Annotated in this window: 21 protein-coding genes; 8 read left to right on the plus strand and 13 right to left on the minus strand. The window is 70.1% G+C overall.

Annotated features, from left to right (window positions below):
- The first annotated feature begins 46 nt into the window (after window positions 1-46).
- Together NL115_RS03935 and NL115_RS03940 are read left to right on the plus strand one after the other, a co-directional pair.
- Window positions 47-991, plus strand: a complete 945-nt coding sequence (locus NL115_RS03935) for a thiamine-phosphate synthase family protein (RefSeq protein ID WP_254831905.1) — start codon at window positions 47-49, stop codon at window positions 989-991.
- Window positions 988-1686, plus strand: coding sequence for a class I SAM-dependent methyltransferase (locus tag NL115_RS03940; protein WP_254831906.1), 699 nt, complete (start codon window positions 988-990; stop codon window positions 1684-1686). Before NL115_RS03935 ends, NL115_RS03940 begins: the two co-directional genes overlap by 4 nt.
- A gap of 20 nt (window positions 1687-1706) precedes the next feature.
- Here the strand turns inward: NL115_RS03940 and NL115_RS03945 are convergent, their stop codons facing one another.
- The 3 genes from NL115_RS03945 to NL115_RS03955 all read right to left on the minus strand — a co-directional run bounded on the left by NL115_RS03945 (window position 1707) and on the right by NL115_RS03955 (window position 3903).
- Window positions 1707-2669 (minus strand): thiazole biosynthesis protein, encoded by a 963-nt coding sequence (locus tag NL115_RS03945; RefSeq protein WP_286667802.1) that lies wholly within the window; start codon window positions 2667-2669, stop codon window positions 1707-1709.
- Window positions 2670-2819: 150 nt separating this feature from the next.
- Window positions 2820-3095 carry a YgaP family membrane protein gene (locus NL115_RS03950; protein WP_254831907.1) on the minus strand — a complete coding sequence of 92 codons (276 nt, stop codon included), beginning with the start codon at window positions 3093-3095 and terminating at the stop codon, window positions 2820-2822.
- 58 nt (window positions 3096-3153) lie between these two features.
- Window positions 3154-3903 (minus strand): 4-phosphopantoate--beta-alanine ligase, encoded by a 750-nt coding sequence (locus NL115_RS03955; RefSeq protein ID WP_254831908.1) that lies wholly within the window; start codon window positions 3901-3903, stop codon window positions 3154-3156.
- A 307-nt stretch (window positions 3904-4210) separates the two neighbouring features.
- On the opposite strand from NL115_RS03955, the gene NL115_RS03960 reads away from it, so the two are divergent.
- The 4 genes from NL115_RS03960 (at window position 4211) to NL115_RS03975 (ending at window position 9552) form a co-directional block, all read left to right on the plus strand.
- Window positions 4211-4522 (plus strand): DUF7518 family protein, encoded by a 312-nt coding sequence (locus tag NL115_RS03960; protein WP_254831909.1) that lies wholly within the window; start codon window positions 4211-4213, stop codon window positions 4520-4522.
- Window positions 4523-4545: 23 nt separating this feature from the next.
- On the plus strand, window positions 4546-8142 hold the full coding sequence (smc, locus tag NL115_RS03965) for a chromosome segregation protein SMC (protein ID WP_254831910.1): 3597 nt from the start codon (window positions 4546-4548) through the stop codon (window positions 8140-8142).
- A 12-nt stretch (window positions 8143-8154) separates the two neighbouring features.
- A complete protein-coding gene (locus tag NL115_RS03970) occupies window positions 8155-9210 on the plus strand; it encodes a segregation/condensation protein A (protein ID WP_254831911.1) in 1056 nt (351 codons plus the stop codon).
- Between the two features lie 75 nt (window positions 9211-9285).
- Window positions 9286-9552 carry a hypothetical protein gene (locus NL115_RS03975; RefSeq protein WP_254831912.1) on the plus strand — a complete coding sequence of 89 codons (267 nt, stop codon included), beginning with the start codon at window positions 9286-9288 and terminating at the stop codon, window positions 9550-9552.
- 5 nt (window positions 9553-9557) lie between these two features.
- Here NL115_RS03975 and NL115_RS03980 read toward each other — a convergent pair whose 3' ends face one another.
- The 5 genes from NL115_RS03980 to NL115_RS04000 form a co-directional block, all read right to left on the minus strand.
- Window positions 9558-10475 carry a halocarboxylic acid dehydrogenase DehI family protein gene (locus NL115_RS03980; RefSeq protein WP_254831913.1) on the minus strand — a complete coding sequence of 306 codons (918 nt, stop codon included), beginning with the start codon at window positions 10473-10475 and terminating at the stop codon, window positions 9558-9560.
- Window positions 10476-10538: 63 nt separating this feature from the next.
- Window positions 10539-11402, minus strand: coding sequence for an S-methyl-5'-thioadenosine phosphorylase (gene mtnP, locus NL115_RS03985; RefSeq protein WP_254831914.1), 864 nt, complete (start codon window positions 11400-11402; stop codon window positions 10539-10541).
- Window positions 11403-11555: 153 nt separating this feature from the next.
- Complete coding sequence (locus tag NL115_RS03990; RefSeq protein WP_254831915.1) at window positions 11556-12569, minus strand: matrixin family metalloprotease; 1014 nt, start codon at window positions 12567-12569, stop codon at window positions 11556-11558.
- A 129-nt stretch (window positions 12570-12698) separates the two neighbouring features.
- Window positions 12699-13790, minus strand: coding sequence for an aldo/keto reductase (locus tag NL115_RS03995; protein ID WP_254831916.1), 1092 nt, complete (start codon window positions 13788-13790; stop codon window positions 12699-12701).
- A gap of 49 nt (window positions 13791-13839) precedes the next feature.
- Window positions 13840-14613 carry an endonuclease V gene (locus tag NL115_RS04000; RefSeq protein WP_254831917.1) on the minus strand — a complete coding sequence of 258 codons (774 nt, stop codon included), beginning with the start codon at window positions 14611-14613 and terminating at the stop codon, window positions 13840-13842.
- A gap of 122 nt (window positions 14614-14735) precedes the next feature.
- Between NL115_RS04000 and NL115_RS04005 the strand changes: the two genes are divergently transcribed.
- Window positions 14736-16661, plus strand: coding sequence for a sensor histidine kinase (locus tag NL115_RS04005; protein WP_254831918.1), 1926 nt, complete (start codon window positions 14736-14738; stop codon window positions 16659-16661).
- A gap of 24 nt (window positions 16662-16685) precedes the next feature.
- Here NL115_RS04005 and NL115_RS04010 read toward each other — a convergent pair whose 3' ends face one another.
- Entirely contained in the window at window positions 16686-17594 is a 909-nt protein-coding gene (locus tag NL115_RS04010) for a rhomboid family intramembrane serine protease (RefSeq protein ID WP_254831919.1), read from the minus strand.
- A gap of 176 nt (window positions 17595-17770) precedes the next feature.
- On the opposite strand from NL115_RS04010, the gene NL115_RS04015 reads away from it, so the two are divergent.
- Complete coding sequence (locus tag NL115_RS04015; RefSeq protein WP_254831920.1) at window positions 17771-18943, plus strand: polymer-forming cytoskeletal protein; 1173 nt, start codon at window positions 17771-17773, stop codon at window positions 18941-18943.
- A gap of 36 nt (window positions 18944-18979) precedes the next feature.
- Here the strand turns inward: NL115_RS04015 and NL115_RS04020 are convergent, their stop codons facing one another.
- From NL115_RS04020 to NL115_RS04035, 4 genes are all read right to left on the minus strand, one after another.
- Window positions 18980-19393: an RNA-binding domain-containing protein gene (locus NL115_RS04020; protein ID WP_254831921.1), complete on the minus strand. Its 414-nt coding sequence runs from the start codon at window positions 19391-19393 to the stop codon at window positions 18980-18982.
- The gene (locus tag NL115_RS04025) at window positions 19390-20007 is read right to left on the minus strand and encodes an AAA family ATPase (RefSeq protein WP_254831922.1); all 618 of its coding nucleotides are present in this window, start codon (window positions 20005-20007) and stop codon (window positions 19390-19392) included. Before NL115_RS04025 ends, NL115_RS04020 begins: the two co-directional genes overlap by 4 nt.
- Before the next feature lie 548 nt (window positions 20008-20555).
- Window positions 20556-21347 carry a CAP domain-containing protein gene (locus NL115_RS04030; protein ID WP_254831923.1) on the minus strand — a complete coding sequence of 264 codons (792 nt, stop codon included), beginning with the start codon at window positions 21345-21347 and terminating at the stop codon, window positions 20556-20558.
- 528 nt (window positions 21348-21875) lie between these two features.
- Window positions 21876-22511 carry a protein-L-isoaspartate(D-aspartate) O-methyltransferase gene (locus tag NL115_RS04035; protein WP_286667814.1) on the minus strand — a complete coding sequence of 212 codons (636 nt, stop codon included), beginning with the start codon at window positions 22509-22511 and terminating at the stop codon, window positions 21876-21878.
- Window positions 22512-22513 lie beyond the last annotated feature (2 nt).

A 22513-nucleotide genomic window follows, 5' to 3' on the forward strand; every position in this document is an offset into this window, starting at 1 on the left:
CGCGTCTCGGCACCGAACGACATCGTTCGGTGGTGACCAGTAACCGATGAAGTTCGTCGAGGAGGTCGTGGTCGAGGAGTTCCTGCCGACGTACCGGTCGCTGCTGGCGGCGGACCTTCGGGACCGTGGCCTCACACAGAGCGAGGTCGCGGACCTGCTGGGTATCAGTCAGAGCGCCGTCTCGAAGTACGCCACCGGCGCGGTCGAGGTGAACGACCGCGTGGCGGACGACGACCGCGTTCGCGACCTCGTCGGGCGGGTCGGGTCCGGCCTCGCGAGTGGGGAGCTGTCGCCGGTCGGCGCGCTGGCCGAGGCGGAGGTGCTGGTCCGCCAGCTCGAACAGGGCGACCTGCTGGCGAAGCTCCACGAGGAGGCGTTCCCGCCGCTCGCGGAGTACGAGGGGAGTTTCGACGTGCACGACCCCGAGTCCGGGCTCCGGGCGAGCGAGCGCGTCCTGTCGTCGGTCCGGAGCGGCCTGCGGACGCTGGAGGAATCGCCTGCCTTCACGACGCTCGTCCCGGCCGTCGGCTCGAACCTGGTCGAGGCGCTCCCCGAGGCCACCCGTGTCGAGGACGTGGCCGCCGTCCCGGGGCGCATCCTCGACGTGAAGGGGCGCGCGACGGTCCCGGCGGAGCCGGAGTTCGGCGTCTCCGTCTACGTCGCGAGCGTCCTGCTCGCGGCGCGACGGGCCGGGCACGCCGCGCGGGCGGCGTGCAACGTCCGCTACACGCCGGCCATCGTCGAGACGCTCGAAGCCCTCGGCTACGAGACGGCCGAGTTCGACGCCGTCGGGGAGGCCGAGCGGACGGGCACCGCGGACGAGGCGGACGATGCCCTCGACGCGGCCATCGCCGAGGCGCTCGCCGACACCCCTGACGCGGACGCGCTCTACCAGGCCGGCGGGTTCGGCGTCGAGCCCATCGTCTACGTTCTCGGGCCGGACGCCACGACGGTCGCCGACCGCGTCCGGGACCTGGCCGAGGCCCGATGAGCGGGCGCGCCGTCGCCGAGTTCTACGGCGACAACGCCGCGCTGTACGACCGCATCGCGACGCTCCCGCCCGTCGGCCGGTGGCGCGCCCGGGCGGTCGCAGCACTCGACCTCGCCCCGGGCGACACGGTCGTCGAGATGGGCTGTGGGACGGGCGCGAACCTGCCGTACCTCCGGCGCGCGGTCGGCCCCGGCGGCCGCGTGGTCGGCGTCGACCTGACCGGGCCGCTGCTCGCGCGGGCCCGGGACCGGGTCGCCCACGAGGGATGGGCGAACGTCCACGTCGTGCAGGGCGACGCGACGACGGCGCCCGTCGAGGCAGCCGACGCGCTGCTGGCGACGTTCGTCGTCGGGCTGCTCGACGACCCCGCGACCGCCGTCGAGGACTGGTGTGCCCTCGTGGCGGGTGCCCCCGACGACGGCGCGGGCGGTCGGGTCGCGCTGGTCGACGCCACCGCGAGCGAGCATCCCGCCGGCCGACTCCTGAACCCCGCGTTCCGGGCGTTCGTGGCCGCCGGGGCCCCCTCGTCGTCGGCGAGAGACGTGGCCCGTGCGCTCGTGCCGGGCAGCGACCTCGACGCGCCGCTTTCCGAGCGGGTACGCGCGTCACGGCGGACGCTCACGGCACGGTCACGGGCGCGGCGCTACGAGACGATGGGGCTGGGGTTCGTGGGCGTGCTGTCCGGGCAGGTCTGAGTCCCCCCACGCTGGACAGCTCAGTCGTCGGCCGGCGCCGGCGCCGTCGACACGTCGGGCGCATCGACGCCGAGCTCGTCGAGCGCGGCCTGCGCGGCGCGCTTCCCCGAGAGGAGCATCGCGCCGAACGTCGGGCCCATCCGCGGGAGGCCGTGCGCGGTCGCGACCGCCATCCCGCTCGCGACGAGCCCCGGATGGACGACGCCGGTGTGCTCGACGACGGCGTCCTCGGACTCGGCGACGTGCATCGAGTCGTGGCCCGGCGAGTCGTGGCCGGGGGCACCGTACGAGTCCGCGTCGGTGTTGTCCATCCCGGTCGCGCGTTCCTCGGCCTCGGCGATGCCCGCCACGTCGAGGACGCCGCGCTCGTGGAGTTTCGAGAGCGCGACGGCCTCGTGGCCCGTGGCGTCGATGACGAGGTCGGACTCCACGGCGACGGGGTCGACGCACGTTATCTCGCGCGGGAGCGCGTGGACCGGCGTCCAGTTCATCACGACGCCGCCGACGCGGTGGCCCTCGCGACCGTCGGCCGCCGCGGTGCCGTCCTCCCGGACGACGAGATCAGTGAACTCCGTCATGTTCTGGACGTTGACGCCGGCGTCGCACGCGGCCTTGATGAGGCCCGAGCACGCTTCGGGGCCACCCGCGACGTGGAGCCCCTCAGCCTCGTCGGTCGGGGAGTGGTCCACGTCGAGGTTGTCGAGCACGCGGTCGGCCGGTTCGCGGACGGTGACCTTGTTCATCAGGAAGCCGCCGAGCCAGAAGCCCCCGCCGAGGTAGTTGTTCTTCTCCAGCAGCAGCACGTCGACGCCGCGCTCGGCGAGTTCCTTCGCCGCCATCAGGCCGGAGGGACCGCCACCGACGACGATGACGTCGCTCTCGGTGAACTCCATGAACTCCTCGTGCCACTCGCCCGCGATGGCCCGGGTCACCTGCGCCTCGCTCGCGTCGCTGAAGCCGTCGAACTGCTCCGTGTTCTGCATACCACTCCAGAATATTATCCAGTGGTTGAAAGCTCTTGGGGACGACGAGACGGGGCGGACCAGTGGTGCACGTGCTCGACATCAGCTATGGCAGGGAACGTACAGCTTGAGAAAGGGGTGTTCAGGAGGTCTGCCCGTCTGCGCGAGTGTTCAGGCCATCCGGCCGGGTTCCGTCTCGGCGTCTTCGGTCTCGACCTCCGTCCGGTAGGTGTCCAGGCCGAGCACGCGGTTGAGCGGGCACTTCTGGGCGAGTCCGGTCACGACGAGCACCAGGCCGACCAGCAGGGCGATGGCCGCGAGCGCCAGTCCGAGTGTGCCAGCCGCGAGCGTCACGAACCCGAACAGGGCCGCGGTTCCGAGGATGGCGAGGACCGGGCCGAGCACCAGTCGAGCAATGCGGTCGTATCCGCCGACGTTCTTGTCCATGGACGGTAGTACGCGCTCTCCGGACATGTCTGCGTCGCTGAGCCCCAGAAACCGGGAATCAGTCCAGGTCGCCGCTCCGGATAGCGTCCTCGGCGGCCGCCAGCGCCGCCGCTCGGTCGAACGCGGCGACGATGTCGCGCAGTTCCTGTTCCGAGGCGTCCTCGAGCGCGCGGGCGTGTTCGGTGATGTTCGGGACCGCCCGGATGACGTTGTCCACGATGGGGACGCTCGCGGACTGGGCCGACCGCGACAGCGGGTTCAGGTCGATGACGAGTTCGGTCTTCCCCATCGCGGCCAGCGCCTCGGCCCGGTCGCCGTCCTCCAGCGGGACGAGTACCACGTCGGCGCTCCCGATGCCGTCGGCGTCGACCTTCGCGCGCTCGTGGTCGAGCCCGGGGATACGCCCGTCCGCCTCCAGCCCGAGGACCTCCTCGGCGCCGTGTTCGCGGAGGTGCTCGACGATGCGTTCCATCCGCCCGCGGGTGCGGTTGAACAGGTTCACCTCGATGTCCGCGCCGGTGGCCGCGGCCAGTTCGACGACCTCGCCCGGGCAGAGCGCCGCCACGTTCCCGTTGACGGAGATGACAGCCTGCTCCGCGAGGAGGAACTGCGCGGCGGCGGCGTGCTCGGCCTCGTCGGCCGACGGGATGGTGCGCTCGCCGAGGAGGTAGTCGTACGCCTCGCCCCGCCCCTGTGCGATGAGCCCCTGCCGGGATGTGATACCTTTCTCGACGCCTTCCTCGATGCGGTGGCGGGTCAGCAGCGATTCGTACCGGGGGTGGCTCTCCGGCACGTCGACCTCGGTCATACCCGGACTACCGTCACCGTGGGTCAAAAGGGGTGCGCCGCAGTTGTGCGCCCCATCCCACTCGGGACCTCTACGATCAACTCGTGGATAGTCACGCACTCCTGGTCGTCGAAGAGTGGCGGAGCGGCGAGCGAACGGCCGAAAGCCGTTCCACCGCCGAGGAGAACGACCGCAGCCGCCGTGCGAACGGCCAGGGTCCGGGAGCGACCGGCGTCCTATCGCCGACTCCTCCCGGCGGATGACGCCCGTCAGACACAGTGTGGGTGTCTGACGCAGGTTTAAGGGCCGGCAGGGACCGTGTGGGTGTATGACCGGCAACCGGGTCGAGGAGTTAGAGGCGAAAGTGCGCTCGCTGGAAGCGACTGTCGACGGCCTGACGGACGAACTCGTCGAGTGCAAGGAGCGCATCCAGCATCTGGAGGCCGAGGTCGAACCGGACCCCGCGACCAGCGACATCATGGCCCCGGAGCCGACCGGCACCCAGCCCAGCGCGGAGAACGGCCGCGAGGCGCCACAGGAGGAGGTCGACGAGGCGGTCGAATCGGCCGACGAGGCTAAAAGCGAGGCGGGCGAGGAGGCTGACGAGGACTCCGCGTCGGACGACATCATCGTCGCCTGAACGCGGGGCAACGAGCGCCCCACATGCACATCAAAGAGCTCGTACTGGACGACTTCAAGAGCTTCGGCCGGAAGACACGCATCCCGTTCTATCAGGACTTCACCACCATCAGCGGCCCGAACGGCTCTGGCAAGTCGAACATCATCGACGCCGTCCTGTTCGCGCTCGGGCTCGCCCGGACCTCGGGCATCCGCGCCGACAAGCTCACGGACCTGATATACAACCCCGGCCACGACGACGAGGCGAACGACTTCTCCGGCGAGCGCGAGGCCAGCGTGGAGGTCATCCTCGCCAACGAGGACCGCACGCTGGAGCGCTCGCAGGTCGTCAGCGCCGCCGGCACGGAGGACGTCGGCGACGTGGACGAGATCTCCATCCGTCGACGCGTCAAGCAGACCGACGAGGACACCTACTACTCGTACTACTACCTCAACGGTCGCTCGGTGAACCTCGCCGACATCCGCGACCTGCTCGCCCAGGCCGGCGTCACGCCCGAGGGGTACAACGTCGTGATGCAGGGCGACGTGACCGAGATCATCACGATGACCGCGGGCCGGCGCCGCGAGATTATCGACGAGATCGCGGGCGTCGCCGAGTTCGACGCGAAGAAGGCCGACGCGTTCGAGGAACTGGAGACGGTCCAGGAACGTATCGAGGAGGCCGACCTCCGTATCGAGGAGAAGGAGAAACGCCTCGAGGAACTCGAGGACGAACGCGAGACCGCACTGGAGTACCGCGACCTGAAAGAGGAGAAAGCCGAATACGAGGGCTACCTCAAGGCCGCGGAGCTGGAGACGAAGCGGGGCGAGCTGACGGAGACCCGCGAGACCATCGAGGAGACCGAGGCGGAACTCGCGACCCTCCGCGAGGAGCTCGACAGCCGCCAGGGACGGGTCACCCGCCTGGAGGACGAACTCGCCGAGCTCAACCGCGAGATCGAGCGCAAGGGCGAGGACGAGCAGCTCGCCATCAAGCGCGAGATGGAGGAGATCAAGGGCGAGATATCCCGGCTCGAGGACAAGATATCGAACGCCGAGGAGCGCATCGAGGCCGCCGAGAACGAGCGCCGGCAGGCGTTCGTCAAGATCGACCGGAAGAACGAGGAGGTCGACGAGCTGGAGGGGGAGATCCGCCAGCTGAAGGTCCAGAAGTCCTCGCTGAAGGCCGACGCCGTCGAGAAGCAGGAGGCGCTCGACGAGGTCGAGGCCGACATCGAGGCCATCGACACGGAGTACGACGAGCTCCGGGAGAACCTCGCCGCGAAGCGCGAGGAACTGGACGACCTGAAGGACGAGAAGAACGAGCTCCAGCGCGAGCAGGACCGCCTCACCGACGAGGCACGCCGGCGCTCCAACGAGGAGCGCGAGAAGCGCGAGGCCATCGAGGAAGCGGAGGCCGACCTGCCCGAACTGCGCGCCGAGCTGTCCGACCTCGAGACCGAGCGCGAGAAGGCCCAGAAGAACCGCGAGACCATCACGGAGGTCGTCGAGGACCTCAAGACCGAGAAGCGCTCGCTGACCGACGACCTCGACGACGTCGAGGACGAGATCAAGGCCAAGCAGTCCGAGTACGCCGAGCTCGAAGCGAACGCCGGGCAGAGCGGCGATCAGTCCTACGGCCGCGCGGTGACGACCATCCTCAACGCCGGCATGGACGGCGTCCACGGCACCGTCGGGCAACTCGGCGGCGTCCCCGGCGAGTACGCCACCGCGTGTGAGACGGCCGCTGGCGGGCGGCTCGCGCACGTCGTGGTCGACGACGACGGCGTCGGGCAGCGCGGCATCGAGCACCTGAAATCCCGAGGGGCGGGCCGGGCGACCTTCCTTCCCATCACCCAGATGGACGACCGCTCGCTCCCGAGCGCCCCGAGCCAGCCCGGCGTGGTCGACTTCGCGTACAACCTCGTCGACTTCGATTCGCACTACTCGGGTATCTTCTCGTACGTGCTGGGCGACACGCTCGTCGTCGAGGACATCGAGACGGCACGGGACCTGATGGGCCAGTACCGCCTGGTGACGCTCGACGGCGAACTCGTCGAGAAGAGCGGCGCGATGACCGGCGGCTCCTCGTCGGGCTCGCGCTACTCGTTCACCAAGAGCGGCAAGGGCCGCATCGAGCGCGTCGCCGAGCGCATCAACGAGCTGGAGGACCAGCGCCGCGACCTCCGCGAGGAGATCCGCGACGTGGAGGACCGGCTCGAGGACGCCCGGGACCGCCAGTCGAACGCCGCCGAGCAGGTCCGGGACGTGGAGAACGAGATCGACCGCGTGGAGGGCGAGATAGCGGACACCGAATCGCGCGTCGAGCGGCTCGAATCGGAACTCGCGGACATCGAAGAGCAGCGCGAGGCGGTCTCGGAGGAGATGGACGAACTCGAGGAGACCATCGCCGCGAAGACCGCCGAAATCGAGTCCGTTCAGGCCGGAATCGCCGAACTCGAGACGGAGCTCGAGGAGTCCGAAATCGCCGAGCTGAACGCCGAGGCCGACGAACTCCGCGGGGAGATATCGGACCTCGAGGACCGGATGGACGACATCGACGGCGACCTGAACCAGCTCCAGCTGGAGAAGCAGTACGCCGAGAACGAGATCGACGACCTCCACGACACCATCGAGGACGCCCAGAACCGGAAGGCCGAGGCCGAGGACGCCGTCGAGGAGCTGGAGGAGAACATCGACGAGCAGGAGGAACTGCTCGCGGAGAAGGAGGCGGCCGTCGCCGAACTCGAGGAAGAGCTCGCGGACCTGAAGGAGGAGCGCGAGGACCTCAAGGACGAGTTGCGGGCGGCCCGGCAAGAACGCGACGCACAGAAGGACGCCGTCTCGTCGGTCGAGTCCGACCTCTCGGAGCTGGAGGGCGAGGCCGAGCGCCTCGAGTGGGAGGTCGACGAACTCGAGGACGAGGTCGGCGACTACGACGCCGAGGAGATTCCCGACCACGGCTTCGTCAAGGGGCAGATAACGAAGCTGGAGAACCAGATGGCCGAGCTGGAGCCGGTCAACATGCGCGCCATCGACCAGTACGACACGGTCCAGGACGCCCTCGAGGACCTGCAGGAGAAACGCGAGGTGCTGCAGGAGGAGGCCGACGGCATCCGCGAGCGCATCGAGGGCTACGAGGAGCGCAAACGCGAGGTGTTCATGGAGGCCTACGAGGGCATCAACGACCACTTCCAGCGCATCTTCGCGAAGCTGTCGGACGGCTCGGGTGAGCTCCACCTCGAGAACCGCGAGGACCCGTTCGACGGCGGCCTGACGATGAAGGCCCAGCCACGGGACAAGCCGGTCCAGCGGCTCGCGGCCATGTCCGGCGGCGAGAAGTCGCTGACTGCGCTGGCGTTCATCTTTGCCATCCAGCGGTTCAACCCGGCGCCGTTCTACGCGCTGGACGAGGTCGACGCCTTCCTCGACGCCGCGAACGCCGAGATGGTCGGGGAGATGGTCGACGAACTCGCCGGCGACGCGCAGTTCATCGTCGTCTCGCACCGCGCCGCGCTGCTGGAGCGCTCCGAGCGCGCCATCGGCGTGATGATGCAGGACGACAACGTCTCGGCCGTCACCGGCATCGATCTCTCCGAGGAGGGACCGGACAGCGACGAGGAGGTGGTCGCGGATGACTGACGGGTGGTCGATATGAGCGACGACGACATCCCGCTGAACATCGCGGGCCACGAGGACCGGACGCCACCGGGCGAGGCCGACGACGGGGACGAGGCGAGCGACGCGTCCGGCGACCCCGAACCGGGCGAGCCGTCGGTCGACGTGCCCGGCCTCGGCCCCGACGAGTCGGACGACGAGGCCGACACCGACACCGGCTTCGGCGGCTTCTCCGTCGCCGAGGAGGTCGAGGCGGTCGACGAGAGCGACATCGGGGACGACGAGGGCGTCGAGCCGGTCGAGATGCTCGTCCAGCTCGCGGACGAGAACCGCATCGACCCCTGGGACATCGACATCGTCACCGTCACCGACGCGTTCCTCGACCGGCTGGACGGCGCCGACATCCGCACGGGCGGGCGGGCGCTGTTCTACGCGAGCGTCCTCTTGCGGATGAAGAGCGACGCGATGCTCGCCGACGATGACGACGACGCCTGGGAGGCGGACCAGCGCGAGCCCTGGGAGGTCGCGTGGGAGGACGGCCCGGCCGACGCCGAGGGCGCGGCGGGCGACCCGTCGGTCGACCCCATCGCCGGCCTCGAACAGGAGATGGAGCGCCGGCTCGACCGGAAGAACGCCCGCGGGATGCCCCAGACGCTGGACGAACTCGTCCGGGAGCTCCGCGAACGGGAGCGCGAGTCCCGGTGGAAGGAGTCCCGGACCTACGACACCAGCGGCTCACCCAGCGGCTACAGCCGCGGGACCCAGACCCTGGACTACCGCTCGGGCGACGATTTCCGGATGGAGGAGGAGCCGACGGTCGACGACGTGACCGGCACCGCACACGACGAGCACATGGAGGACATCATCACGGAGGTCTACACGGCGCTCCGTGAGCAGTACGACCAGGGCCGTGCCGAGGTGCTGTTCGCCGAGGTGGAGGCGGCCGGCGGCAGCAAGGTCCAGACGTTCCTCGGGCTGCTCTTTCTCGCACACCGTGGCCAGGTACGCCTCGAACAGGACGAGACGTTCGGCGACCTCTGGGTGCAGGACCCCGCCGCCGTGGAAGGGACCGAGGAAGCGGTCGCGGACTGACTGTCACTGGTTCTCACGAAAACTGCTCTTTGTATCTCCGGCTGGTTCTTGTGAGTTCCACCAGTATCGATGAACATGTCACGCGTCGCAGCCCTCTCGACATCGCTTCGTGCGGAACTAGCGACCCTCTCCCCGGCGGCCCGCGGGCTCCTCCTGGGGGTCGCGCTGCTCGTCCTCGAGACGTTCCTCGAACCGTTCGATACGGCGACATCAGGCGTGATCATCCTCGTCGGGGGCGTCGCGCTCGCCGCCGAAGGTCGCGACTGGTGGCCGGACGCCGGCCGATTGCTGGCAGCCGCCGGTGGGGTTCTCGTCCTTGGCAGCCTGCTCGTCCCGTTCTGAACGGCTTAGTCCCCCACCCGCCAGCCCCGCTCCCCGGTCGCGTCGACCGTCGCCCCGTACGCGTGGAGGAACGGGAGTACGCCGCTCGCGCCCGCGGCGAACGCCGCGAAGGTGTTCCGCAGGTCCGCAAGCGCGTCCTCGGGGTCGTCGACACCCGCCACCGCGAGCCCCTCGGTCGTCACGGTGAACGGGGCCGGTGGGGCCTCGATGAACGCCGCCACGGTCTCGTCGGCGGCCTCACGGGCGGCATCGAAGCCGACCTCGTCGGCCTCACGGAGCGGTGCGGTGTCCGTCCAGACGGTCTCCAGATACGACGGCCACTGCGCGAGACACCGATAGATCGAGGGCAGGAACGCCGTTCCGTGGTAGTCCTCGATCGCTCCGACCGCGTCGGGTGCGGCCTCGCGGGCCGCGTCGCTGCCCAGCACGGTCACGCGCGTGCCGCGGTCGGCGTCGAGCCAGCCGGTCGCGGGAGCGGTCGCGGCGTGGTCCTCGCGGGCGCCGTCGAAGCCCTCGGAGAGCGCGTGGTCACAGACCGCGAACAGGGCGGCCAGACGGGGTGCGACGATGTCGAAGGTGGCCAGTTGCCCCCGGAGCGCCGCGAAGTCGGCCGGCGACAGGTCGACATCATCGGGGTCGTACGCGGGGAGGCCGGCGTCGTCGCTGCTGCCGTCAGCCTCCCCCGATTCCAGCGCCCCCAGCACGCGGTCGCGGTACCGGACGGAGAAGTCGGTGAACGCCCGGGTCTGGAACAGTGGCTTCACGCTCGTCCAGAGGCGGCGGGCCGCATGCGGGCGATTGGCGACGAGCGTCCGCCAGATGCTGTTGACGATGGGTGCCCGGAACGTGGACATCACGTCCTCGTAGAGGCCGCGTCGCCAGCCGGTCGCGTCGGCGAGGTGGAGCTGTCGGGTCGGGTCCATACCCGTCCCGCGGGCGCTGGGGGGTAGTGATTATCCCCGGTGCGCGCAGCCGGTGCAGGCCCGTCAGAAGCCCTCGGGGTCGTTGAGGTAGTCGTCGACGAGCAGCTCCAGGGGCTCGCGCGTCTCGACCGGGATGGCCTCGGGCGGCGTGGTAATGGCGCCGGCGAGCGCCGAACCGCAGTCACAGTCCCGCTCGTCGGGGAGGGTCCGGATGGCGCGTTCGAGGACCGCGTTGATGGCGGCCTCGTTGGCCGCGGCGTTCTCCTGGACCTCCGCCAGCGTGACGCCCTCGTCACGCCAGACGTCGTAGTCGGTGACGCCGGTCAGCGTGGCGTAGCAGAGTTCGGCCTCCCGAGCGAGGTTCGCCTCGGGAACGGTGGTCATGCCGATGACGTCCCAGTCGTTCGCCCGGTAGAACTCGCTCTCGGCGCGGGTGGAGAACTGTGGCCCCTCGATGCAGACGTAGGTCCCTCCGTCGGCGAGGTCGGCGTCGGTCGCGTCGGCCGAATCGACGAGATGCTCGCGGGTGTGCGGGCAGTACGGGTCCGCCATGGAGAGGTGCGCGACCACGCCGTCGCCGAAGAAGCTCATCGGACGCTGCTTCGTCCGGTCGAAGTACTGGTCCGGCACCACGAGGGTCCGGGGCGAGAGGTCCTCGCGGAGGCTGCCGACGGCGTTCGTCGAGAGGACGCGCTCGACGCCGACCTGCTTCAGCGCGTGGATGTTCGCCCGATACGGCACCTCCGTCGGGGAGAGCGAGTGGTTGCGGCCGTGCCGCGGGAGGAAGACGACCTCCTCGCCGGCCAGCTCGCCCACCGTGAGCCGACCGCTCGGCTCGCCGAACGGTGTCTCGACGTACTGGGTCGCCTCCTGCTCCAGGTCCAGCGCCTCGTACACCCCGCTGCCACCGATGATTCCGACTGCCATACGTCGGGCTGGGGAGCGGGACGTACTTGATTGTGGGTGGCGGGGAACGGGGAGCACCCTGCGAACAGCCGTCGTGCCGCAGGAATTACCGACCAGTTCGGGAGATTACGGGTATATCGCCCGGATTCGGGAGGAATCCGGGACTGCAGTCGCCTACTCCCACCAGTCGCTCCGGCGCTCGGAGTAGGACGCGCTCTCGCGGAGTGGCTCGGGGTACTCCCCGCCCTCCAGTCCGAAACCGACGCCGAGCCAGCGGCCGACGTGCCAGCCGACGGCCTCGGTGTCGAGGTCGGTGACGGTGATCTCCAGCCGGGTGTACCACTCGCGGGCGCCATCGCCGTCGGGGTCCGTCCCGAGGAGGTAGCCACACGACCCCGACGAGGTCGAGCAGGGCGACTCGTCGGTCGCGCGGATGGTGATATCGGCGGCGCTCCGGTTGTCCGTCAGGACGAACGAGACGTTCTCCGGGACGGTGCCGTCGGCACCGTCGGCGAAGTAACCCAGCGCCCCGTCGACCTGCCGGCGGGCCTCGTCGCGCTCGCTCGGCGGGAGCGTCGACACGTCGACGTACACCGAGAGCGTCTCCGACCGCCAGGGGAGCGCCCGCTCGCTCGCATCCGTCTGTGGCGGCGTGGTCAGCGTCGAGGACGCCTGCATCACGGATTCAGGGGCGTCGCCGTGGTTCAGCCCGAGCGAGTGGCCGAGCTCGTGTTTCAGCACCTGGACCGTCGATTCGTCGGAGAAGCCGGTCCTGACCTCGACGCTGACGGGTGGGTCGAACTGGCCGGGCTTCGTGATGACCGGCGCACAGCCCGCGGCGTGCTCCTCGGTCCCGCACGCGGCGACCGACTCGACGAACGTGACCCGCACGTCCGGGTCGGACTCGTTCGCGACGAGCCGGTACTCGATGGGGTAGCCCGCGTACTGCTCGCTGTTGGCCTCCCAGTAGTCGAGCGCCTGACGGACGAGCGGCGTGAAATCGCGCGACTCGTTGGCCGACCCGACCACCGCGACGGTCAGGGTCTCCTGCCGGTAGGGGTTGTCCTCGTCGCCGGTCCAGACCGGGTCGCCGCCACCGTCGTCGAGGCTCGGCCCACCGGGCCCGAGTGTACAGCCCGAGAGGACGAGGAGCGCTGCCACCAGGAACGGTACCGCCCGTTTCCTCATTGCTCGCGGCTACGCGATGGGCGCGTATGGGGCTTGCGGCCACCGACACCCGAGCAGCCATAGAGCCGCGTGAGCCGCGCGAACACGGCTGTTCGGGCGTTCAGACAGGACGACCCACGAGGGACCGGGTCACTCGAACGTGGCGTCGAACGCGTCGGCACCCAGCGGCTCGTGGCGGCCGGCGCCGACGTTCTCGTCGACGTGCTCCGGGCTGCCCGTCCCGACGAGCGCGGCGGTCACGCCCGGCGCCGAGCGGGCGAAGTTGATGGCCCGCTGGGCGGGTGTCTCACCGGCCAGCTTCGACGCCACGTCGTCGGGGATGGCCCCCTCGCTCGCGAGGGCACCCTGCTTCAGTGGCGCGCTGGTGAAGACGTCCAGTCCGGCCTCGTGGGCGAACGCGAGCGCGCTCTGTGGCCCCTCGGGCCCGTCGTGGGCCGCACGGGTGAACGCGTCGGCCATGTGGACGTTGAACGGCAGCTGTACCGCCCGGAAGCCGGTCGCGTTCGTGTCCACGCGGTCGCTCGCGGCGCGTGCCCGGCGCACGACCTCGGGCAGGGAGAGATAGTGCGGGTGGTCCTGGGGCACCCGGAAGCACTCCCAGGTCGCGACGCCGTAGTAGCGCAGGTCGCCGGCCTCGCGGCGCTCCTCCAGCCGGACGAACGCGGCCTCCAGCAGGTCGTACACCGCCTCGCGGTCGCGCTCCTCCAGCTGCGTCTCGGGGTTGTGGACGTAGTACAGGTCGACCGTGTCCAGCCCGAGGTTCTCCAGCGACAGGTCCAGCGACCGGTCCAGGAAGCGCGGGGCGAGGCAGTTCCCCCGGACCATCTCCTCGGGGCTCGCGTAATCGGGTTCGAACCACTCATCGCGGACGTACGCCGCCGGGTCGTCCGGCTGGGTGCCGTCGAACGGGACGAACCCGCCTTTCGTCGCGACGAGCAGGGCCTCGCGGTCCACGTCGGCGGCCTCGATGGCCCGACCCACCGCGCGCTCCGAGCGCTGGGCGCGGTAGTTGACGGCCGTGTCGACGACGCTCACGCCGGACTCGACGGCCTGCCGCACCGCCGTCTCGTAGCGCTCGTCCTGCTCGTCCGTGGGGTTGCCGAGGTAGGTGCCGACGCCGACCGAGGAGACGACGCCCGGTCCGAACCGGCGGAAGTAGGTCCGCGCGAACTCCTCGTCGACGCCGTCGCGGTACGCCCACGACGCCTCCTTGGTGACCATCGTTGCTCCGAGTTGGCGTGGTGGCGGGGTAGGTCTGACGTTCGGGCGGCTACCCGTCGCGGCCCCCGCGCTTGCACTCGTCGGCGTACGCGTCGGCCAGCCGTGTCGGCTCGGGGAGCTTGTAGTCGCCGCCGCAGCGCTCGACGAGGTCGACGGCCGTTCCGGCGCTCACGTGGTGGCCGGGCGAGACGTACAGCGGGTTGATGCGCTTCGAGTCGGGAAACTGGCGGCTCTGGAAGGCGTAGCCGATGACGGTCCCGACAGGAGCGTCCACGTCGTCACCCTCACGGACCTCGATGGGGACACGCGCACCCTCGGAGAGCGCGTCCACGGATTCGCGTGGAGTCCCGCAGAGCAGCGACTTGGCGATGCCGACGCTGGGCAGGTCCAGCGCCGCGCCGACGTGGGTCGCGAGACCCGCCTGCCGGAAGTGGATGCGCCCGCTCCCGTCGAACAGCGCGAGGTCGGGTTCGCGCTCGAGCTCCCGGAAGGCGGCGAGGATGGAGGGTGCCTCCCGGAACGAGAGCAGCCCCGGGATGTACGGCAGCTCGCAGTCGGCGACGGCGTGGGTCCGCTCGACGACCTCGCCACCGCGCCACAGGACGACGGCACTGACGGCCTGCTCGGGGTCACGGTCCGTCCGGAACGCCTGGTCGACGCCGGCGACGAGCGGCGCCTCGGTGCCGGCCTCGCCCGCTCGGTCCGGGTCGAACGACAGGTCGTCGGTGAAGCTGGCCGCGTCGGCGATGCCGCGCTGGAGCGACTCCATCTCGGCACGGGAGAGCGTCGGGTCCGGGTCGAAGCGGGCTGGCGGCTCGCGCATGTGCGGTGGCGTTCGACCGGCACCCAGAGGAACCTGTCGGGAGGCGAGTACGGTACAGATACTTATTGGCGGACGCCCAAAACGGGGAGTATCGGGGGGAAAATCAAGTGGTGAGTGCACAGGTGTCACACCGACGGTCGCAGGGGGGCGACCGACCGTCACCGTTCGAGCTCTGCGTCTACGTCGTCGCTGGGCTCCACGTCCTCGCGGGGGCCTACATCGCCGCGACCGGGCGGCTCCCAGTCGGCCCTGGAATCGACGGGCCGAGAGTGCGGCTGCTCCTCGCGGCCGGGGTGAGTTCCGGGCCGTCGGTGCTGGTGCTGCTGGGCGCGCTCGGCCTGCGACGGACGGCGTACCCGGACCCCGACTGGCGTCACGTCGGTGGCTGGTACCTGGCAGGCGTCGGGTTCGGGGTCGCCACGCTGGCCTGGCTCGTCGTCGGCACCGGCCCGGCCGTCCCGGTGCCGGTTCCGGGGGAACTCCAGGCCACCTGGCTGGTGGTCGCCGGCGGCCTTGGTGGGGCATCCGGGTTCGTCATGGGAGTGTGGCGCGGCGAGGCTGCCCGCAGCCGTCATGCGTCGGCGCGCCTGCTCGCGACCGGCGACCAGGCAGCGTGGCTGTTCGACCCGAGGCGCTCGGCGACCCTCTACGTCAACCCGGCGTACGAGCGCCTGTTCGGACAGGACACCGAGGAGCTGGTCGACGACCCGCGGGCCGTCGTCGAGGTGGTTCACCCCGACGACCGCGAGGCGCTCCGCGACGGGTTCGACCGACTCGCCGACGGCGACCCCGTCGAGTTCGAACTCCGGGCGAACCCCGACGACGGGTTCGGGCGCTGGGTGTGGCTGAGCGGGTGGCCCGTCGGTGACGGCGGCGACCGTGACACCGTCGCCTGCGTCGCCCGCGATGTCACCAGCCGGCGGACGCACCGCGAGCGGCTGGTGCGACTCCACGACGCCACGCGGGAACTGTTCACGGCGGAGACGGAGGAGGCAGCCGCGCGGAAGGCGACGGACGCGGCCGAGGAGGTGCTCGGGCTCCGGCTCAACACCATCTGGCTCCACGACGACGAGCGCGACGAGCTGCTCTCGGCGGCGGCGAGCGCGGCCGCCGAAGCCGCCTCCCGACCGCTTCCGCGGTTCAAGACCGGGACGAGACTCGCACGGGAGGTCTACGAGTCCGGCGAATCCCAGGTGTACAACGAGGTCCGGGTCGCACCCGGCGGCCCCAACGCCCCGACGCGAAGCGAGATGGTGCTTCCGCTGGGCGAGTACGGCGTGTTCATGGCCGGGTCGACGACGACCGGCCCGCTCGAGGACTGGCAGGTGTCGCTGGGGAAGGTGCTGGCCGCGAACGTGGAGGTGGCGCTGGCGCGCATCGAGGGGACCCGGGAACTGGAGGAGAGTCGCCGCGCGCTCGAGCGGCGCAACGAGCGGCTCGACGAGTTCACGAGCGTCGTGAGCCACGACCTCCGTAACCCACTGGCGGTCGCACGAGGTCACCTGGAGCTCGTCGACGAGGAGTGCGACCACGAGAGCGTCGAGACAATCGACTCGGCGCTCGACCGCATGGGAACACTCATCGACGACCTGCTCACGCTCGCCCGCGAGGGGGAGGCCATCGACGAACCACAGTCGTTCGACCTCGGAGACCACGTCCGGGACTGCTGGGCCGGCGTCGAGACCGACGAGGCCCGGCTGGAAGTCGAGACGGACACGACGATAGAGGCCGACCCGAGCCGGCTCACACAGCTGTTCGAGAACCTCTTCCGGAACGCCGTGGAGCATGGCTCCACAGCTGACGACCCCGTGACCGTCACCGTCGGGTCGCTGCCGCGGGGGTTCTACGTCGAGGACGACGGCCCGGGCATCCCGCCGGACGACCGCGAATCCGTGTTCGAGGCCGGCTACACGACCGAGCGCGAGGGGACCGGGTTCGGGCTCAGCATCGTCCAGACCATCGCCGAGGCCCACGGGTGGGATATCATGGTCACAGAGGGAAGCGAGGGAGGCGCCCGCTTCGAGGTGACGGGTGTGACGGTCTACTGACCGGCAGTCGCACGGCGATTCGCTTCAGAACGGTCCCCGGCCGCCGCCCCGGCGACCGCCGCCACGCCCCCCGAGCGAGACCTCGCTTGGGCTCCGGACATCGCCCTTGACGTACTGCCCGTAGAGCAGGCCAAGGACGAGGCCGGAGAGGTGGGCCATGTGCGCGACGTTGCCCAGTGCGGTGGTGCCCCCCACGCTCGTCGGGAGGACGCCGACCACGGAGAGCGCGGCGTAGCCCAGGGTCAGCAACCAGATGGGGACGGGAAGGATGAAGTAGAGGTAGACCTTCAGCCCCGGATTCAGGACCGTCAGGACGCCGAGAATCGCCATGATGGCACCGCTGGCGCCCAGGACGCCCGTGATGGGGCTCCCGATGACGAAGCCGAAGGCGATCTGCGCGAGGCCGGCGATGATGCCCGTCGCGAGGAACAGCGCGGCGAAGCGCTTCGAACCGATACGTCGCTCGACGACCGGCCCGAAGAAGTACAGCACGATACCGTTCCCGATGATGTGGAAGAACGTGTTCGGCGAGTGCGAGAACACCGACGTGACCCACGTCCAGACGTAGAACGGGTTCTCGGACGTCAGCACGAAGATGTCCCGGAACAGACCCGGAACCAGGAAGATGACGAGGAACTCCAGGATGAAGACGACGAACATGATGGCGAGGAACAGGTACGAGACGTTCCCCCGGAAGTAGCTCAGCGGGCCGCCGGTGCTGGTGAGCCCCGAGAGGAACCCGCCGGAGCCGCCGCGCTCGTTCACGCCGTCGTCGAAGCCCGAGTCGAACACGCCGTCGGGGTCGTTCCAGTCGTTCAGGCCCGCACAGGAGTGGTTCTCGGGGAGTCGATGCTCCGAGCAGTAGTTCTCACCGCACCGGTTGCAGCGGTACGGCATATCCACGTGTTTGCCACACACGGCACAGTTCGCCATTACGTCGGGAGTGGCGTGGACCACGCAAATGGGTTGGGGTCCCCGGCGATGGCACTGCATGGCCGCGTACTGCCGGCCTCCGGCCCGGTGGAGCCCATCAGGACTGTCACGCGGGCGTCAGACGCTCGTCGTGCGCGCCGTCAGGGTTTATGCTGTGGGTGTGCCAATCCGTCGGCGTGTCCATCCGCTCGGACCCACTGGACCGGTTGCAGATTCCCGACGGCACGACCGTCGAGGAGCACGACCTCGTCGCGAACGGGGACGTGGTCGTGGGCGGCCAGTCGACCGTCGAGTTCGGGGTCCGCGGGCGGAACGTCTACGCCGGCGAGCGGGTCCGCTTCGGCGGCGACATCGAGGCCGACGGGGAGTGTCGGCTGGACGTCTGGTGTGATGTCGGCGGCAACGTCCTCGTCGGCGGCGACGCCTACCTCGGCGAGCGTGTCCACGTCGCCGGCCAGCTCATCGTCTCGGGCGACCTCGACATCGGCGACGACGTCGACATCGAGGACGGCTTCGAGGCGAACGGCTGGATTGTCATCCGGAACCCGATGCCGACTATCGTCTTCCTGTTTGTCTACCTCTCGCAGCTCCTGCGGCTGGGGCGTGACGAGGACGCCGAGGAGGTCGTCGACGAGTTCCTGACCGACGACCGCGAGCACGAGCCCGTGCTCGTCCCACGGGGCGCACGCGTCTCCGACGACGCCTGGCAGGTCTCGACGCCCGCGACGGTCGGCGCTGACTGCCGACTCCACGGGAACCTCCGGGCCGAGTCCATCGACGTGGGCGCGGGGACCGAGCTGTTCGGCTCGCTCCGCGCGAAGGGTGACATCACCGTGGCTGCCGACGCGGTCATCCACGGCGACGTGACCACGCGCGGCGGCGACGTGACCATCGCGAAGGCCGCCCACATCCGCGGCGACGTGGCCGGGGAGAACGTCGACCTCCACGACGACGCCGAGGTCGACGGCGCCATCCGGGCTCGCGGCGCGATGACCATCACCCGCGACGAGAGCGAGGACGAGATGGAGGACGAGCGCGAGGTGTCGACGACCGACGCCGAGGCGGCGGCCGACGCCATCGAGCGCGTCGAGCCGTCGGTCACACCCCGCGACGTGGCCGACGACGCGACGCCGGCCGTGCGCCCCGTGACCAGTCCGGACGAGTCGACGGGCAGCGACGACCTCACACCGGCAATCCGCCGGGTCGACGGGGCGGACGACGAGTCCACGGCCGACGACGGTGACGGTGACGGAGAACCCCGCGACCCGGACTACAGTACCTCCGCCCCCGAGCCCGCGACGAACGGCCACGGCCTCTCCAGCGCCATCGCCGAGGCAGAGAAGCGCTGAGACCCGGACCTCCGAGGGCGGTACGGTCCCGCCCACTCAGTCCTCGATGGGCGTGCCGTCCTCCGTCCGTGGCGCGACGTGGTCGATGTACGCCTCGGCGGAGGGCTCGTGGACGGTCACGCGGACGTGGATGTCGCCCAGCTCTGCCGGGTCGCCGACAGCGAAGTTGACCACGCCCTGGAACGCGGCCTGCTTCTTCAGGTCGAACGAGAAGGTGTCACCCTGTCGATGGGCGAGGAACTGCCCGCGGGCCGTGTCGAGGATGGCCTCCTCGTGGAGGAGTTCCGAGAAGGTCTCCATGCTGTGGGCCTCGGCGAGCAACTCGCCGTGGCCCTCTTCGATATCGGCCTCGGGGAACAGGTTCTCGACGGCGTCGCGGACGCGGTCGGTCACCTCCGTCGGCATGACGGGCGCCGTCATCTGGACGTCGACGCTGTAGACGTCGGTCACGACTCCCCCACCTCCTCCAGTTCCTCGGCGCCGGGGCTCTCGCGCCAGTCGAAGCCGTCGTCGGGCTCGACGGCGTCGATGCCCTCCTCGACGACGGTGTGGGCGCGCTCGCGGAGCCGCTCCAGTGAGTCGACGTTCTCGACGACGAGGTCCGCGCGGTCCATCGCCCGGCCCATCCCGAAGCCGAGTTCGCGGGCGTCACGCTCGGCCAGCGTCTCGTGCTCGGTGTTGTCCCGTCCCCGGTCGGTGATGCGCTCCTCGCGGACCGCGTAGGGCGCCTCGACACTCACCAGCGAGAAGGCGTCGCCGAAGGCGTCCTCGAAGGCGTCGACCTCCACGTCAGAGCGGAGCCCGTCCACGAGGACCACGTCGCTCTCCTCGAGGGCCTCACGGATGAGCGGGAGCGAGCGCTCCGCGATGGCGCCGGGCCCGTTCTCCTCGCGGAGGGCCCGCGCGACCTCGCCGTGGTGGTCGGCGGGGTCCAGCCCGCGGTCCCGGCACTCGGCCCGGATGACGTCACCCATCGTGACGATCGGGACGCCGGCCTCGCGGGCCACCTCGGCGAACTCGCCCTTGCCACTCCCGGCCAGCCCGACGGTTCCGATGACACGCATTGGTGTTCTTGGAGTCGGTTCTGCGTGTTCGGGGTTAACGGCTACGTTCTCCGGGTGGCGAGTGACGGGGCGAAGGGCTGGTTGCAACGGGGGCTGTGACGGAGACAGCTACGGAGCCCTCGTGCTCATAGGCTGCCCACAGCGACGACGACACCTCCGAAGCCCTCGCGCGCTCCGGGTCCCTGACTCGCTGCGCTCCTCGGGTTCGCTTCGCTCACCCTGTGGTGCTTGCGTCGTCAGATGACCCGGAGCCCGCTCGCCCTTCGAGTCCGCCAGGAGTCGGCTGTGTCACGGGCACGATGCCCCTGCCCTTCCCCGGGTCGCACGGGTCTCGCTTCGCTCGACCACGCGCTCCCGGCCCGTGGATTGTGGCAGGTCGCGTCGCCGTCAGTCGGATGGGCGCGCGCTGGCGGCTGTGCCGCAGGCCAGCCGCTGCACTGCGTGCGAGGGCTTCGTAGGTCGCACCGATAGATACGAAAGAAAGGAGCACAAATACCCAACTTCCAGAATAATATCAATATAATGGCGTATCTTAAACTAAACCTGCCCTAGCAGAAGTTCTGCGTGGCGTACACCGACCCATCGACGATGACGATGCCGATGCCCTGCCGGTTGAAGCGCTCCTTCAGGATGGCCTCCCGGTGGCCTTCAGAGTTCATCCACTCGCGAACCACGTGCTCGGCCAGCGTCTGCTCCGTCGCGGCCAGCCCGCCGCCGTGGGTGAGGTAGATGTTCTCGCCGCCGTTGCAGTCGATACCGAAGCGGGCGTAGCGGTCACCCACCGTCTCGCCGTCGGGGCCCTCGTGGGCGAAGTAGTCGCGCTCGTGCATATCCCGGGAGTGGTAGGCCGCCACCTCGGCCAGCCCGGTGTCGTAGTCGAGCGCGTCGAGACCGTTGGCGGCCCGGCGGTCGTTGACCTCCTGGGCGACGAGCCGTTCGACCCGGGTCTCGTCGAGGTCCTCTCCGGCGGCCGCGCCGGGACCGGGGGCCGCGACGACGACCAGTAGCGCGGCGACGAGCAGGACGAGGACGCTGGCGACGGCCATGTACGCGCCGCTCCGGGAGGGCGTCAGCAGGTCGACCCAGTCCGGGTCCTCGCGGGCAGTGCCCGCTGCGGTGCCGTCCTCGCGGGCGGTGCCCGCTGTGGTGCCGTCCTCACGGTCGGCAGGTTTCGGCTGCGGCCCGTCGAGGTCGATGATCCAGCCGCGCGTCCGCTCGGCGTCGAGGCCGGGACAGTCGTGTGCGTCGGTCGCCCGGTGGGCCGCACAGACCGGCTGTCCACAGTGCGGACAGGCGGCCGTGACGGAGGTCTCCCGCCCACAGACGACGCAATCGGCCATACCGCAGGTAGGTGACGGTGCGTGAAAAGGTGCGCGCCGGCGGCGTCCCGGGCCGGAGAACCGAGAACAGGAGGTCGAGAACGAGGCAATCGGAAAGCGGCCGACGCCCGCATCCCCGGCAGACATCCGGGCGCGCATCCGCGGTGGACCGGCAAGTGGCCCCCGCGTTTATTAGAGAACAGGACACACGTGCGACTGCGGGATACCCGACCGCCTCTGACCCCACATCGGGCGCCGGGACCCGCATGTAGCATCCGAGGCCGCGCGCGGTCGGGGAGGCGTCGCCCCACACGACGCTACACCCCTCTGGGGAGGTCCGTTCCTGTCGGTGGTCCGAATCGAGAGCCGTGGGTACGCGAAAGGGAGAGGACCATCGCATCCGGCGCGCCGAGCGCCGGACCCATACCGGGTAGGGGTAGGTCACGGGCAGCCGTTGGGGGGAGAGACGATGTGTCTCGACTGCCCGTGTGGGTAGTTACCACTCGACAATGATAATTCCATCGCCTGGGCACCGGAACTGCCCGAGCGTCAGCCACCGCGCATCTCGACGAAGCGGACGCCACCGTGGGATTCGCGGTCCAGCGAGCCGTCGGCCCGCGGCGTGGCCTCTACGAGCGTCTGCCCGACCCCGTCGGAGAGCGGCGCGAGCAGGGTCCCTCCGGGTCGGACCTGCTCGACGACAGCCTCGGGGAACTCGCCGGCGGCACAGGTCAGGTACGCGGCGTCGTACGGGGCGTGTTCGGGCCAGCCCTCGTGGCCGTCCCCTTCGCGGACGCGGACATCGTAGCCCAGGCGGTCGAGGCGCTCGCGGGCCTCGCGGGCCAGCCGGGGCTCGAACTCGATACTGTACACCTCGGCGCCGAGTTCGGCCGTGACGGCGGCGTGGTAGCCACAGCCCGTGCCGATTTCGAGGACGCGGTCGCCCGCATCGACATCGAGCAGTTCGGCCATCACCGCCACCATGTGCGGCGCGGAGATGGTCTGTCCGTCGCCGATGGGGAGTGGACGGTCGGCGTACGCAGCGTCACGCTTCCCCTCGGGGACGAACGCGTGGCGCGGGACCGCCCGGAGTGCGTCGGCCACGCGCTCGTCGCTGATACGGCCGCCGGAGACGAGGCCCTCGACCATCCGTTCGCGGGCCTCGCGGAGGTCCGCATCAGTCATGA

The sequence above is a fragment of the Haloglomus salinum genome (genome assembly GCF_024298825.1).
GTDB lineage: Archaea > Halobacteriota > Halobacteria > Halobacteriales > Haloarculaceae > Haloglomus > Haloglomus salinum.